Here is a 14,754-nt window from a genome sequence, read left to right as displayed (position 1 = left end):
ATGATTATTCCAACGGCTAATGACTTATTTACAGTGCTTTCTGGTACAGCTGTTTGAAATCTTCTCGGGATACTGGCTTTGGATTATTCGGATGAGCGAAATCAGCAATGGCCAGGTCAGCTAACGTTTCTATATGTTCGGACTTTACACCAATTTCCCGGAGCTTATGCGGAATGCCAATCTGGGAGTTTAAGTCAAACAGATACTGCACGACGGCGTTGCCAGTTTCCTCTTTCAATTCAAGGGTGCGTGCTATTCTTCTGAATTTAGGTTCAAACCCTGCAATATTATATTCCATCCCATACGGAATATTTACTGCATTAGCCAGGCCATGATGCGTGTCCAGCAGCGATGAAAGCGGGTGAGCCAGAGAGTGCACCACGCCTAACCCTTTCTGAAACGCAATGGCTCCCATCATAGAACCCAGTAGCATTTTGCTCCGTGATTCTAAATCAGGCTTGTTAACAGCTTTTTCCAATGAATCTTTTATCAGGTTAATTCCTTCCAGCGCAATTCCTTCACAAATAGGATGCGGCATTTTGGCCAGAAAGGCTTCCATATTATGTGTCAGGGCATCCATACCGGTGGCTGCTGTGATGAATGCAGGTAAGTCCATAGTAAGCTCTGGATCGGCAAACACGATTTTAGCCAATAGTTTAGGCGAAAATAAAATGCGTTTCTGCTTGGTTTCATCATCGGAAATAATGGCACTCCGGCCAACTTCACTTCCTGTACCCGAGGTAGTTGGAATCGTTACAAAATGAGGCACATCGTTAGTTACGTATACATCGCCTCCAATCAGGTCGTCGTATTTGAATAAATCTTCCCGGTGGTTAATTCTAAGCAAAATAGCCCGTGCAACATCTAACGCCGCGCCTCCACCAATACCCACTATACAATCCCGGTTGGTTTGGTCCCAAACTTCGGTTCCTTTATATACATCTGACTTCACCGGATTTTTATGTATATCTTTAAAAACTTCTGGTGAAAGTCCTTTATCTGTTACCTGCTTGAGTATAGTTTTAAAAAAAGGCAATTCTGCTACCACCGGATCAGTTACAACCAGGGGCCTTGACAAACCCTGGCTTTTCAGATAATCACCTAATTCCTGGCTTGCTCCGGCTCCAAAACGGATAGTGGTCGGAAAATTATACTGGTATACTTTATCAAAGGTCATAAGTAGATGTGCTGATTAAATGATATGCTGATACTTGTCTAATAAGTAAGGGCTGCTATAAATCAAAAGTTATATGCTGTTATATGCCAATGTTCAATAGTTAAAGATAAGAAAACCTGGATTGTTCCTCTTAGCGTACTTGTATATATAGTTTTCGATACTAGATAATTTCCAGATAGCGCTTTAATTCCCAGTCTGTTACGGCTTTGGCATATTGCCGCCACTCCCACTCCCGTGTTTGGCAGAAATGTTCGACAAATGATTCGCCTAGTAATTCTTTGGCAATGGCGGACTCTTTCATCTTTGCAGTAGCTTCCTGTAAATTGCCTGGCAGAGAGCCATGGGAGGTATCCAGATATCCATTTCCTATCGTAGCCTCCTGTAACGATATATTATTCCGTACGCCATATAAGCCGGAAGCTAAGCAAGCAGCCATAGCTAAATAAGGGTTACAATCTGATCCCACTACCCGGGTTTCTAAACGTGTAGACTTATTGCTTGCAGGTAATGCCCGGAGTGCCACAGTGCGGTTATCTATAGCCCAGGTGAGTGTGGTAGGTGCCCAGGCTCCCTGAACCAAGCGCTTATAGCTATTTACCGTAGGGGCATACATAGGCAAAATATGAGGTAAGCAATATAGCTGCCCGGCAATGTAGCTTTTCATAAATTTGCTCATTTTATGGGGAGCAGCCTCCTCATAAAACAGATTATTTTTTGAATCTTTATCCCAGATACTCTGGTGTACATGGCCACTGCATCCGGGTAAATTTTCATCTATCTTGGCCATAAATGTAGCTATAATGCCATGCTTATAGGCTATTTCTTTCACACTTGTCTTAAATAACACAGCCCGGTCTGCGGCTTCCAATATGTCGCTATACGTGATGGCTGCTTCATAAACTCCAGGCCCTGTTTCTGTATGCAGCCCTTCCAGGGGAACATTGAATTGACGTAATAGCTCAAATAAATCACTAAAAAAAGGATTCTCCAGTGTAGTCCGTAAGATGGAATAGCCAAACATTCCCGGGGTTAGCGGTGTTGCATTTCGGTAATTTTTATCTTGCAGCGTTGTAGGCGTTTCCCGGAAATTAAACCACTCGAATTCCTGTGAAAAATACGCTTTGTACCCTTCCGATTCGGCCTCATTTTTGAGTTTTTTTAGTAACTGCCGCGGGCAGTAATAAGCTGGCTGGTTCTGGGTGTCTATAAATTCGCCTAGAAAAAAAGGTATGTCTTGTTCCCAGGGTATTTTCCGGAAGGTGGTTAAGTCTAGCTTAGCAGAAGCATCTGGATAACCGGTGTGCCATCCGGTAAGTTTTGTATTATCGTAGGCCAGATCACCGGCGTCCCACCCGAAAACCACATCGCAAAATCCCAGATTTCCCTCTGCTACTCCGGAAAACTTTTCAGCGGAAATATACTTTCCTCGTAAAATTCCATCTATATCGGTAACGGCCAGTTTTACTTTTGCCAGGGGATGTTTCCGGACAAATTCCAGAATTTGATCAGTCGTCATAAGGCGTTGCTTTGTGGAATAGATGATAAAGCGATGGTGGGTAATTTGATAAAAATCCGGCAGATAACAAAAAATACTCTATAGTTAAACCGTTAAAATTCAGTACGGAATAAGTGGGCAACATTCGCAGTAATGTTTATCTAGCAAAATGCATCAAAGTCAACGTGTTTGGCTTCTCTTCAGAAACCAGAAATACCCAACATATGTAAAGCATAGGATGCCAAAATAAATAAGGGTAAGCCCCGGATTATAGATACATACAGCAATAAAGGCGACGAGGGCAATAACCAAAGCAATGGCTGGGAAAGCCGGGTATAAAGGTACTTTAAATGGCCTTGGCATGTCGGGATAGTTTCTACGTAGGGCAAACAGGGAAAACATAGAAATAATATACAACGAAAGAGCCCCCATGCAAGCAATTGTAATGATCTCACCAGTTTTTCCGGTAAGCAAGGCAACTATTCCTACCAGCATATTTACTACCAAGGCAACCGCCGGCGTTTTACGTACTGGGTGTAGTTTGCCCAGAATGGCCGGGAAGTAACCCACCCTGCCAAACTCAAACGTTGCCCGGCCTGCTGCCAGTATAATGCCATGAAAAGAAGCAACGAGCCCCATCAAACCAATACCGATTAACAGGTGATAGAGCAAATTGTTGTTTCCTACTATTACAGATAAAGCAAGCGGGAGGGGAGAGTCAGAAGGTTCACCAGTTGGGGTATATACAATTCGTTCCCAGCCGTCTACACCCACAGCCGAAACAAAGGTAAGGATACATAAAGCAACCAAGGTAAATAATGCCCAGCCAAATCCTTTTTTTATATTTTTGTCCGGGTCTACCGTTTCTTCTGCCAGATTAGCCAGGCCCTCAATTGCCAGGAAAAACCAGATGGCAAAGGGAATAGATGCAAAAATGCCAGCATACCCATTGGGGAAAGCATTTTTCGTGAAGTTTGCTGCCTGGAAATGAGGTAAGGTAACGCCGGCAAATAAAAGCAGTTCAGCTACTGCGAAAATGGTGACAAACAATTCAAAGGTAGCGGCCAGTTTAACACCTATAATATTTAATGCTGTAAAGAATACATAGGCAGTAATGGCAATGAGGATGCCTGGCACGGAAGGAAAATAAATCTGAAAATAGGCACCTATAGCCGCTGCAATAGCCGGCGGAGCAAACACAAACTCAATAATCTGGGCAATGCCGCAAACAAAACCCATTTTTTCACCCAAAGCTTTATGTGCATAGTCAAAAGCACCACCAGCTTTGGGTATGGCACAAGCAAGTTCGGTATAGGAAAAGGTAAAGGTTGTATAAAGTATAATAACAAAGAAGGTAGCAATAGCAAAGCCTAAAGTACCTCCTTTTTCCAGGCCCAGATTCCAGCCAAAGTACATGCCTGAAATAACCAGGCCTACTCCCAATCCCCACAGCATAAAAGGTCCTAAAGATCGGTTCAGAGAGACAGTTTCAGCTTTTGTCTGGTGGAGCATTCAGCGTAATGGCAAACGTGAAGGTTTCCGTTTGCCATTAACAATATACTATTGATTTTTTAGGAATGAAAATTATTTAAGCTTATCAGGGCGAAATTGGATTGACCAGAATTAAGTTGGCTTTGTCAAATTTTACCAAAGGTACATACTGGTTAATGTTAGAACCATTGTAATTGTACCCAGCCATAATTACTCCTCTTACCGGAGGCTGCTGGTGCAATGCCTGATGGAAAAATGTACCATGTTCTGCCATTAGTTGGCCAAAAAACAGCATCATATCATACCCTTGGTACGAATAGATAGAGGGCACAATGTTTCTTCTGGCAATATAGTTTTTACGAAAGGCCTGCACAGTATCTGCATTATAATCTATATACTCCGGATAAATAACATGTACATTGCGCCGCTCGAGCTGCTCGAAAGAGATCATCCGCTGCTCCAGCCAGTTGGGGAGTGTAAATACCGGAAAAGTGGACGATTTACGTTCCAGGGCATTTATAAAATTGGCTACAATGGTAGTGTTGTCAGTAGAAATAAATACGTGTCCGGTAGTCTCATTAGTTAATCCTTCGAAAATCTTTGAAACGTTGGCTACATCTGTCAGAGACAGCTTCGTAATGGCACTTACTTTTCCTCCTTTTTGCTCGTAAAAACGCCGGTAATTATGCGCTATGGAAGAATCCTTAGGCGTAGCGCCAAAGAAAATAACAGCCGGCTTTTTATCGAAACTGGCAAACGCATAATCAGCCGCTTGTTTTACCTGTTGTTCAACAGACGGCTGAAATAAATACGCAGCCGGATTATTTTCTACTAACTGGGCATTGGTAGAAATGGGGTTAATTAAAGCAATATTGCGGTCGTTGGCATAGCTTACAGCCACTTTGTTGGAAGCACTATATAGGGGGCCGATTAATAAATCCATCGCGGAAAATTCCGGCTGATTAATCAGATTCAGCATTTTGTCGCCATCGGAGCCAATATCGTAGGCATATACATTTATTTTTACGCCATTAGCGGCTAATTGCTCCTGCGCCATTTTGATGCCCACATACATATCCAGCGCAAACTGGTTGTTGCGGGGTTTGTCGGTGACTAGCAGATTATCTGGTTGAAAGGGAAAAAGCACCGCTACATTGTATTCATCTTTCACAGATACCTTTTTCTGTTCTTCAAGCTCTTTTACTTTGCCAAATTTAAATTTAGCATCCAGCTGCTGCGCCAACTTTACCTCATCGGCATTGGGACTCATCAATAACTTATCTACTACTACGCTGGCTAGGGCTTTGTCTTCCGGATATTTTTTTTGTAAATTTTTCAGCACAGCCAGATCGGTTACCTGTGCCAGGTAGTGTTTTTTCAGATTGTCTGCCTCTTCCCGGATTTGTTTGTTTTTTATTTTTTCCAGCTGACCAAAACCAGCCGCCATGTCTTTTTTCTCAAAAGCAATATTGGCCAGTAAATAATAGGCATTTTCTGCATCAGGCCAGGTTGGATTTCTTTCCAGCAGCTGCGTTAATTGCAACCTGGCATTATCCAGTTTTCCGGTTTTAAAATGTGCATAGGCCAGATAATAATTGGCATAGGATGAATAAGGATTAGCCGGATTTTGCTGGGTAAGCGGCGTAAATACCTCTTTCGCCAGTGCGTATTTTTCCTGTTTTAATAGTTCTTTGCCTGACTCAAATTTGCGCTGATATTCTTTTGCATTCTGTGCAAAAGCCAGAGAGCTTAGCATAAACAGGCAAAAAAATAGAAAGAATCTTTGTATCATATAAAGTAGTATAGGCTGATTGAAAAGTAGGCGGTAATGCCCTTTATTTCTTTCTTTTGGCTTCTTCTGCATTTTTTAGTGCATCTTCCAGCCTTTGCTGAAACTTTGACTTCTTTTTATCCTTGTTTTTAAGTTTGTTCTCTTCCAGCAAGGCTTTTATTTTATCTTCATCCACAAACCGCCGGATTATTACCTGCTGCGCAATAGATACTACGTTTGCCACAAAGTAATAATACGTTAAACCAGAAGGTAAATTATTCAAGATAAACATAAACATAACCGGCATTACATATTGCAGTGACTTCATAGGCCCTTGAATGGTAGAAACCTGGTTATTGAAGTATGCATAGGCTACCGATGAAATGGTCATCAGAATAGTAAACAAACTAACGTGTGAGCCATAAAAAGGTATCGTAAACGGAAGATTTAGAATGGAATCGTAGGTAGAGAGGTCAGTAGACCACAAAAATTCCTTCTGCCGCAGTTCAATCAGGTTCGGAAACAAGCTAAACATGGCAAGTAAGAACGGCATTTGTAAAAGTACTGGAATACAGCCACTCAATGGATTTACACCTACCTGTCCATAAAGCTTCATTTGCTCCTGCTGTACTTTGGTCATGTCATCGCCATATTTATCTTTAATAGCTTGTATTTCAGGCTGTAGTACTTTGGTTTTTGCCAGTGAAATATACGACTTGTAGTTAAGGGGCAGTAGAATTACCCGCACAATCAGCACTAAAATCAGGATGATGAGCCCATAATTAGTAAAGAAGTTTTCCAGAAAATGGAAGAGAGGCACAATCATATAGCGGTTAATTACCCGCACTACCGGCCATCCAAAATAGACGTTTTCCTTAAATCCTTCTGTAACCCCTTCTACCACCCGGCTGTCGTTAGGGCCAAAGTAGTAGGAAAAATTACCTTTTCCATTTTTTAAATCTGCTATGGGAATACTCATAGCAGCCTCCAGCGTTTTTACGGTATTGCTGTCTGCTTCATCTACACTAGTCCGGAATATACTGTTAGTAAAAGTAGTTGTATTGCCAATAATGGCAGATAAAAAGAATTTTTGTTTCAGAGAAACCCACTGCAGCGGAACCTCTACTATTTCTTCTTCCTCGCTTTTAGAGGCTTCGGTTACCTGTTCAAAGTTTCCATTGGTCGTATAGTAGTTGATGGTTGAGGTAATCCGGCTCTGTTCCATATCCAATTCTAGTCGCTTGAGATTATTTAGCCAATAGAACTGTGCAGGTGTATTACCCACCAGATTATTCATTCCATTTAGTTTGAGATCATAGCCAAGCTCAAATCCGGAGCCACGCAGGGAGTAGGTTTGCTCAATAGTCTGGGTAGGAGAGAGGGCAAGCCTGAATGTTATGGTACTGGAATCGCCTTCGCTTACCTGGGTACTGGAACTGTTGGTTGTAAAGAAAAGATCTTGTATTGCGATATTTCCGGAATTGGTAGGCAAGGTGAGGCTCAACTCATTCGTCTGTTCATCCAGTAAGATTAATGGCTTCTGGTCGTAGGTCTTATAGTTTTTCAGCAATACTTCCTTAATTCTACCGCCCCGTGTGCCAAAGGTAACCCGTATATCTTTGTTTTCCAGCACTACTTCCTGGTCTTGCCCGGAAGCCGCCGCCGCAAAATCGCCATAGGTTCTTTGTAACTGCTCGTTTACCACGGTATCGTTTCGCAGAGAATCTGTAACTATAGCCTGTCTTCCGGTGGTATCTCTGCTTGTTTGTGTGCTTTTTGCTCCGCCAGTGTCTTTCATTACTTGCTTGGGTTGCGGATTGGGAGCAAAAAATTGAAAGTACACAAACAGCAATAGTAAAATGAGCATAATGCCCGTCGCCTGATTCCTATCCATTAATTTTTGTTTCGTTAAATGTGCAAGATACCAGGGTACCTTGCATAGCGTTGATTGATGTTAAATTGGTTACAGATATTTTTGTTTAAAAGCTATAGGAATATATCACTCACCTACAGGAATTACCTTACTACTAATCTTTTTCTGAGTGCATGTTCTACGGAAGCTTTTACAAAGGTAACAAATAGTGGATGCGGATTCATAACTGTGCTTTTTAATTCCGGATGAAATTGGGCACCAACAAACCAGGGATGATCTTTTAGTTCAATGATTTCTACCAGCTTGCTGTCCGGATTTATGCCAGAGGCAATCATACCGGCTTTTTCAAAGGCTTCCAGGTATTTGTTATTAAACTCGTACCGGTGGCGGTGCCGTTCGGATATTCTCGTTTTGCCATAAATCTGATTGACTTTCGATCCTTTCTTCAGTTCACAGGCATAGGCACCCAGCCGCATGGTGCCGCCTTTGGCCGTAATCTGTTTCTGGTCTTCCATTAAATCTATCACCGGGTTAGGGGTGTCCGGGTCCATTTCACTGGAGCAGGCATCTTTAATTCCCAACACATTCCGGGCAAACTCCACACTAGCACACTGCATACCCAGACATATACCGAAAAATGGGATACCATTTTCGCGGGCATACCGCACGGCATTTATTTTACCTTCAAAACCCCGCTGACCAAATCCGGGGGCTACCACTATGCCGTCCAGTTCCGATAAGGTATATTCAAAGTTATGCGAAAGCAGCGTTTCAGACTGTATCCATTTGATATGCACTTTGCATTCGTTATGGGCGCCTGCATGTACAAAGCTCTCAACAATAGACTTATAGGCATCATGTAATTCTACGTATTTCCCTACTAAACCGATCGTAATTTCTTCGGTAGGATTTTTTAACCTGCCTAGAAAATCTTTCCATGCTTCTATATCCGGTTCCTGGTTATGAGGCAGGTTTAGTTTTTCCAGTGCCCGTTCATCCAGTTTTTCTTTCTTCATCAGCAGGGGCACATCGTATATGGTATCGGCATCCAGGGATTCTATGACAGAGTTGAGGTGTACGTTACAGAACAGAGCCATCTTTTTCCGGATTTCGATTGGTAGTGGGTGCTCAGTGCGGCATACCAGAATATCCGGTTGAATTCCGGATTCCTGCAAGTCTTTTACAGAGTGCTGAGTAGGCTTCGTTTTTAACTCTCCGGCAGATTTAAGGTAAGGTACCAAAGTTAAGTGTATAACTATTGCATTTTCGGCACCCATGTCCCATTTCATCTGGCGTACAGCTTCTATAAATGGCAAAGACTCTATATCACCCACGCATCCGCCAATTTCAGTAATGATAATGTCATACTTGCCAGTATTACCTAACGCTGTAAAATTACGCTTGATTTCGTCGGTGATATGGGGAATGACCTGTACGGTTTTTCCCAGATAGTCGCCCCGGCGTTCTTTGGTAATTACACTGTTATAAATTCTTCCGGTAGTTACGTTGTTGGCTTGTGATGTAGGATTATTGAGGAAACGTTCGTAATGTCCTAAATCCAGATCCGTTTCAGCGCCATCGTCCGTTACATAACATTCGCCATGCTCATACGGATTCAGGGTACCAGGATCTATATTGATATAGGGATCAAACTTTTGTATAGTTACTGAAAAACCTCTCGATTGCAGGAGTTTAGCCAGAGAAGAAGCAATAATACCTTTACCCAAAGAAGACGTAACGCCGCCCGTTACAAAAATATATTTAGCAGATGCCATAAGTAGTGTTATCAAATAAACTTATGGGATACAAAGGTAAAGGAAAGATTTGAATTATGGGTAATAAGTGTTCCGTCAAATTTGAAATTAATGCGTTTAACCCGGCCCTTTTTATCAATAAAATTGCTCTGCCAATGGGCAACGGACAAATAGTATCCTGTACTTTTTCTACGCAGGCCACCTGCTGTAATGATCAAGTTTAAACTTTTAATGGGTAAGCTTTTTTTTGTTGAAAAATATATAAGAAAATTTATACATTTCTGATAATCTTATTTCTGCTTTACTTATGGATATACCTTACACCAGACGCGATTTTCTTTACAGGTCTATATTGGCAACTGCCGGACTAGCCGCCGGAACAAATGCTGCGGCTTCTATCAACCTAGATACAGTTTCTGAAAAACCAGCCAACTTTGCCAGGGATGCTGATGACACTAAGATTTGTATTTTTTCTAAACACCTGCAATGGCTTACCTATCAGGAAATGGCTAAAACGGCTGCTATGCTGGGCTTTGATGGCATAGATCTTACGGTGCGGCCCAATGGCCATGTGGAACCAGAACGGGTAGCGGAAGATTTGCCTAAAGCAGTAAAAGCTGTTGAACAGGCGGGATTGAAAGTGTATATGCTTACTACCGAAATCACCAGTGCTGACCAGCCGCATACACAAGCTATTTTGAAAACAGCGGCCAAACTGGGAATCAAATATTACCGCATGGGTTGGGTAAAATATGAGGATAAGCAAAGTATTGAGCAGAATTTGGAAGTTTTCAAAAAAATGTTTGGCCAGCTGGCTGCCTTAAATAAACAATACCAGATACATGGCGCTTATCAGAACCATGCCGGTAAAAATCTGGGATCGGCCATATGGGATTTATGGATGGTGATTAAAGATCTTGATCCGCAGTGGCTGGGCTGCCAGTACGATATCCGCCATGCCATTATAGAGGGCGCTAATTCCTGGCCTTTAGGTTTAAAATTAGTCCAGAGCCATATCCGTACATTAGATATTAAAGATTTCCGGTGGGAAAATAAAGATGGCAAGTGGCAAATAGAGAATGTGCCCTTGGGTGAGGGTATGGTTGATTTTACGCAGTATTTTAGCCTTTTGAGAAGCTACCAGATTAAGGGGCCTTTTTCTCTTCATTATGAATACCCACTGGGAGGGGCAGATTCGGGTGCAAAATCGTTGGCTATTCCTAAAGAGCAAGTCCTGGAAGCTATGAAAAAGGACCTGGCTACGCTGCGTAAGTGGGTAAACAAAGCCTAAAAACCTACATATAGAGGCATTTGGCAATTTTGCGGAAATGCAAAATATTCAGGAATGCTTTACCCCGATAATGAGGTGAAAAAGTTGTATTAAACGTTCAAAATCCGTATATCGTATAAAAACTTTTGTAAAAAACTATTGCTATTTTGTTTTTATTTATATATTTGGTAAGGTTAAATTTATTTCATTTTTTATGCAAACAGGTACAGTTAAGTTCTTTAATGAAAGTAAAGGATATGGTTTCATTAAAGAAGATTTATCAAATCAGGAAATTTTCGTCCACATTACCGGGTTAGTAGATCAGGTACGTGAGAATGATAAAGTTGCCTTTGATAAAATCGATGGAAAAAAAGGCGTTAATGCCGTTAATGTAAAAAAAATATAAGCATATCATTCTTTACATTAATCAGTCGTTAGTGGCCCCGCTTATGCAACTAAGCGGGGCGTTTTTATTATACGGGCAATGCTTTTATAGCATCACAGTAGTGTAGAAATACAGGAATTCCGCTTGCTACTTCAGCCAGTTTTTTACTTCATCAGCCGAAAGGGCTTTAATATCCATCTTCATCTTTTTGCGCAGGCCATTCAGGTCATTGAAAAGTTTATTGGGATTGGCTTCCTTAAAATCTTTCAGCGTAGCAAAATTGAGTTTATGCACCAGAGGAATCCATTCAGCAGGGATACCTGAGGCTAAAAACTCTTCATCTGTTGGGGCAGGCGTACGGTTTTCGGGCTTCATCTGCGGGAAGAATAATACCTCCTGTATGGATGGCGAATTAGTCATAATCATGCTCAGCCGGTCAATACCGATGCCTAAGCCTGCTGTAGGGGGCATACCATATTCTAAAGCCCGCAAAAAGTCTTCGTCCAGTACCATAGCTTCTACATCGCCTCGTTTGCCCAGTTCCAGTTGCTCCTCAAACCGTTTGCGTTGATCTATTGGGTCGTTTAGCTCAGAAAAGGCATTGCATATTTCTTTACCATTACAAATGGCTTCAAACCGTTCTACCAGCCCCTCTTTGCTGCGGTGTTTTTTTGCCAGCGGAGACATTTCTACCGGATAATCGGTGATAAAGGTTGGCTGAATCAGCTGATGTTCGCAGGTTTCGCCAAAAATCTCATCTATCAGTTTTCCCTTACCCATGGTCTCATCTACCGGTACGTTCAGTTTTTTAGCTGTTTCGCGCAGGTGTGCTTCGTCCATCTGGGATATATCAATACCGGTGTAGTGTTGTATAGCCTCAAACATGGTATACCGCTTCCAGGGACGCTGGAAATTAATAACGTGTTCGCCTACTGTTACTTCCGTTGTTCCATGCAGATCTATGGCTACTTTTTCTACCATTTCTTCTACCAGGTTCATCATCCAGTTATAGTCTTTGTAAGCCACATACAACTCCACCTGCGTAAATTCCGGATTATGGAAACGGCTCATGCCTTCATTACGGAAGTCTTTGGCAAATTCGTATACCCCATCAAATCCACCTACAATCAGCCTTTTTAGATACAACTCATTGGCAATCCGCAGATATAACGTCATGTCCAGTGTGTTGTGGTGCGTTTTAAATGGCCGGGCAGCAGCGCCTCCGTACAAGGGTTGCAAAATTGGCGTTTCTACTTCCATATATCCTTTGTTATTCAGGTATTCCCGGATGGAATTAGTCAACTGCGTACGTTTCCGGAATGTATCCCGTACTTCCGGATTTACAATCAAGTCGACATACCGCTGGCGGTAACGTTGTTCCGGATCAGAGAAAGCATCGTACACTTTTTCATTGCCTTGTTCATCTTCTTCGCGTTTTACAATAGGAATCGGCCGCAAGGATTTAGTAAGTACTGTTAAGTTAGTAACATGGATAGATACTTCGCCCAGTTGTGTAGTGAATACGTAGCCTTTTACACCTATAATATCGCCAATATCTAGCAGCTTTTTGAAAACAGTATTGTACAGGGTTTTATCTTCGCCTGGGCAGATGTCATCGCGGCGGACATAGATCTGAACACGGCCGGTAGAATCCTGAATTTCGGCAAAAGAGGCATTTCCCATAATGCGGAAACTCATAATGCGGCCAGCTATGGAAATATCTTTATAGTCGGTTTTGTGGGTGGCGTAGTTTTTATGTATATCCTGGGCACTTACGTTTACCTCAAATAATTCGGATGGATAAGGCTGTATGCCTAATTTCATCAATTCTTCTCTTTTTTCGCGTCTTCTGATTTCCTGTTCGCTAAGATGCATATATATCTGTTTTAATTCGCAAAGTTAAAGTATGTCCATAAAATAGAAAGCATTCGTACATATTTTATAGCTTTATCAATCAACCTAAAAAGAAAAGGATGGTTTATATAAACCATCCTTTTCTTTTGTACGATAAATTACGGCTACTCCTTGCGTTAAGAAGTAACGTGCTTGAAGGTTTTTATTTTATTATAGGCCTCTGCAATGTCAGCATATTGCTTTCTGAGTACTGCTTCAATGTTAGAAGGTAAGTTTTCTTTCATGGCCTTTTCATAGGCTTCCACAGCCGCTTTATCTCCGGTTTCACATTCGCGTAAAATAGCTTCGCTGTCTCCTCCCGCAATTACTGATTTAATATTGATCCATCCTCTGTGAATTGCTCCAAGAATACTTTCTTCATTGCCATCCACGTCTTTGCCCAGCAAGTTTGCTTCTCTTTCCAGTTCGCTGGCAAATAATGCCCGCTGCTGTGCATAGGCATGAAACAAGGTGGCATATTCTTGATTTTCAATTTTATCAGCTGCCAGGCGGTAGCCATGGTTGCCATCATTATTTATTTCGATCAGGTTTTGCAAAACCGATAATGTTTTTTTTCTTATATCTTCCATAGGTTGTTTTTCAAAGTTTAAGTAAAATGCTTTGTAGCTATACGTATCGCAAGCCAGGAAGTTATCTTTTCCGGCAGTGTTTCAGAAGCAACTATTTATGCATACTATTCGTCAAATGCCTGAGCAGGAAAAAACTTAAATAGTAAAGGCTAGAGCTTATCTATGTACACTTAAGCTCAGCAAAACCCTATGAAAGCATGGCTTATCCTGTTAGGTAACTATAAGTGAATCTCAAACAGAAAATTTAAAAGATGTCAGTATCCGGCCAGTCAATGTATCATGTATTTCCTCGCAGCACGAATTACGATCCGGTGTGGGTGAAAAGTAACTCCATGGGCGAGAATGTATTGTTTAATTTGGAAAGTTTAATGCAGGTAATGCCGCTACAAAAGGAGATGCGGGTTCTGGACCTGGCTTGTGGCAAGGCCATCAGTGCGATATTTATGGTTAAGGAATTTGAAGTAGAGGTATGGGCAGTGGATGAGGCCGTATCAGCTACAGACAATTTTACCCGTATCCAGGAAAGTGCTTGTAGCCATAAGGTTTTTCCTATTCAGGCGGATGCCCGTAACCTGCCTTTTGCAGAAAATTATTTTGATGCCATTGTAGTGATTGACTCCTATACGTATTTTGGAACAGACGATAAATACCTGCCTTACCTAGCCAAATTTGTGAAACCGGAAGGGTTAATTGGTATTGTAGATGTAGCATTTACCCAGGAAATAGAGACATTTGAACAGGTGCCCGATTTCTTAAAAGCAGATTATTCGCGTTACTGGTATTATGTTCATTCGGCAGAGTGGTGGAAGAAACTATGGGAGCGGACCGGCTTAGTAGAAGTGGTATGTGCCGAAAATCTGCCCGGCGAGCAAGTGCAATTTATTAAAGAGCAGTATATACAAGATTATAAAAACAAGAAGAATGAACCTTTTGCCAGAGCATTGCAGGAAGATAAAGAAGGGCTAATTACCTTTTTCCGGCTGGTGGGCCGCCGTACTCCTAAGGCAGCTTATTTGCAGGAGTATGCAAAGAAGTAGTAAGCTATGTTTCTATGA

General features: G+C 41.8%; 11 protein-coding genes. 3 read left to right on the top strand and 8 right to left on the bottom strand.

What is annotated here, in order from left to right; all coding sequences use genetic code 11:
• Window positions 1–28: 28 nt before the first annotated feature.
• The 6 genes from Q0590_RS15990 to pyrG form a co-directional block, all read right to left on the bottom strand.
• Complete coding sequence (locus Q0590_RS15990) at window positions 29–1,177, bottom strand: iron-containing alcohol dehydrogenase (RefSeq protein ID WP_302038576.1); 1,149 nt, start codon at window positions 1,175–1,177, stop codon at window positions 29–31.
• A gap of 160 nt (window positions 1,178–1,337) precedes the next feature.
• On the bottom strand, window positions 1,338–2,693 hold the full coding sequence (locus tag Q0590_RS15985; RefSeq protein WP_302038575.1) for a glutamine synthetase family protein: 1,356 nt from the start codon (window positions 2,691–2,693) through the stop codon (window positions 1,338–1,340).
• Between the two features lie 159 nt (window positions 2,694–2,852).
• Window positions 2,853–4,184, bottom strand: a complete 1,332-nt coding sequence (gene eat / locus Q0590_RS15980) for an ethanolamine permease (RefSeq protein ID WP_302038574.1) — start codon at window positions 4,182–4,184, stop codon at window positions 2,853–2,855.
• Between the two features lie 85 nt (window positions 4,185–4,269).
• The gene (locus tag Q0590_RS15975) at window positions 4,270–5,955 is read right to left on the bottom strand and encodes an ABC transporter substrate-binding protein (protein ID WP_302038573.1); all 1,686 of its coding nucleotides are present in this window, start codon (window positions 5,953–5,955) and stop codon (window positions 4,270–4,272) included.
• 43 nt (window positions 5,956–5,998) lie between these two features.
• Window positions 5,999–7,828 (bottom strand): membrane protein insertase YidC, encoded by a 1,830-nt coding sequence (yidC, locus tag Q0590_RS15970; protein ID WP_302038572.1) that lies wholly within the window; start codon window positions 7,826–7,828, stop codon window positions 5,999–6,001.
• A 122-nt stretch (window positions 7,829–7,950) separates the two neighbouring features.
• The gene (gene pyrG / locus Q0590_RS15965; protein ID WP_302038571.1) at window positions 7,951–9,582 is read right to left on the bottom strand and encodes a CTP synthase; all 1,632 of its coding nucleotides are present in this window, start codon (window positions 9,580–9,582) and stop codon (window positions 7,951–7,953) included.
• Between the two features lie 286 nt (window positions 9,583–9,868).
• On the opposite strand from pyrG, the gene Q0590_RS15960 reads away from it, so the two are divergent.
• Both Q0590_RS15960 and Q0590_RS15955 read left to right on the top strand, forming a co-directional pair.
• On the top strand, window positions 9,869–10,852 hold the full coding sequence (locus Q0590_RS15960) for a sugar phosphate isomerase/epimerase family protein (RefSeq protein WP_302038570.1): 984 nt from the start codon (window positions 9,869–9,871) through the stop codon (window positions 10,850–10,852).
• A gap of 193 nt (window positions 10,853–11,045) precedes the next feature.
• A complete protein-coding gene (locus Q0590_RS15955; RefSeq protein WP_302038569.1) occupies window positions 11,046–11,237 on the top strand; it encodes a cold-shock protein in 192 nt (63 codons plus the stop codon).
• A 126-nt stretch (window positions 11,238–11,363) separates the two neighbouring features.
• Here the strand turns inward: Q0590_RS15955 and lysS are convergent, their stop codons facing one another.
• Both lysS and Q0590_RS15945 read right to left on the bottom strand, forming a co-directional pair.
• The gene (gene lysS / locus Q0590_RS15950) at window positions 11,364–13,091 is read right to left on the bottom strand and encodes a lysine--tRNA ligase (RefSeq protein ID WP_302038568.1); all 1,728 of its coding nucleotides are present in this window, start codon (window positions 13,089–13,091) and stop codon (window positions 11,364–11,366) included.
• Window positions 13,092–13,246: 155 nt separating this feature from the next.
• The gene (locus Q0590_RS15945) at window positions 13,247–13,699 is read right to left on the bottom strand and encodes a ferritin-like domain-containing protein (RefSeq protein ID WP_302038567.1); all 453 of its coding nucleotides are present in this window, start codon (window positions 13,697–13,699) and stop codon (window positions 13,247–13,249) included.
• A 251-nt stretch (window positions 13,700–13,950) separates the two neighbouring features.
• Here Q0590_RS15945 and Q0590_RS15940 point away from each other — a divergent pair, with 251 nt between their 5' ends.
• Complete coding sequence (locus tag Q0590_RS15940) at window positions 13,951–14,736, top strand: SAM-dependent methyltransferase (protein WP_302038566.1); 786 nt, start codon at window positions 13,951–13,953, stop codon at window positions 14,734–14,736.
• The last annotated feature ends 18 nt before the right edge of the window (window positions 14,737–14,754 follow it).

Origin of the sequence: Rhodocytophaga aerolata (assembly GCF_030503435.1) — a bacterium.
Lineage (GTDB): Bacteria > Bacteroidota > Bacteroidia > Cytophagales > 172606-1 > Rhodocytophaga > Rhodocytophaga aerolata.
Note: the sequence above shows the minus strand (reverse complement) of the source record. Positions and strands in the feature narration are given on the sequence as shown.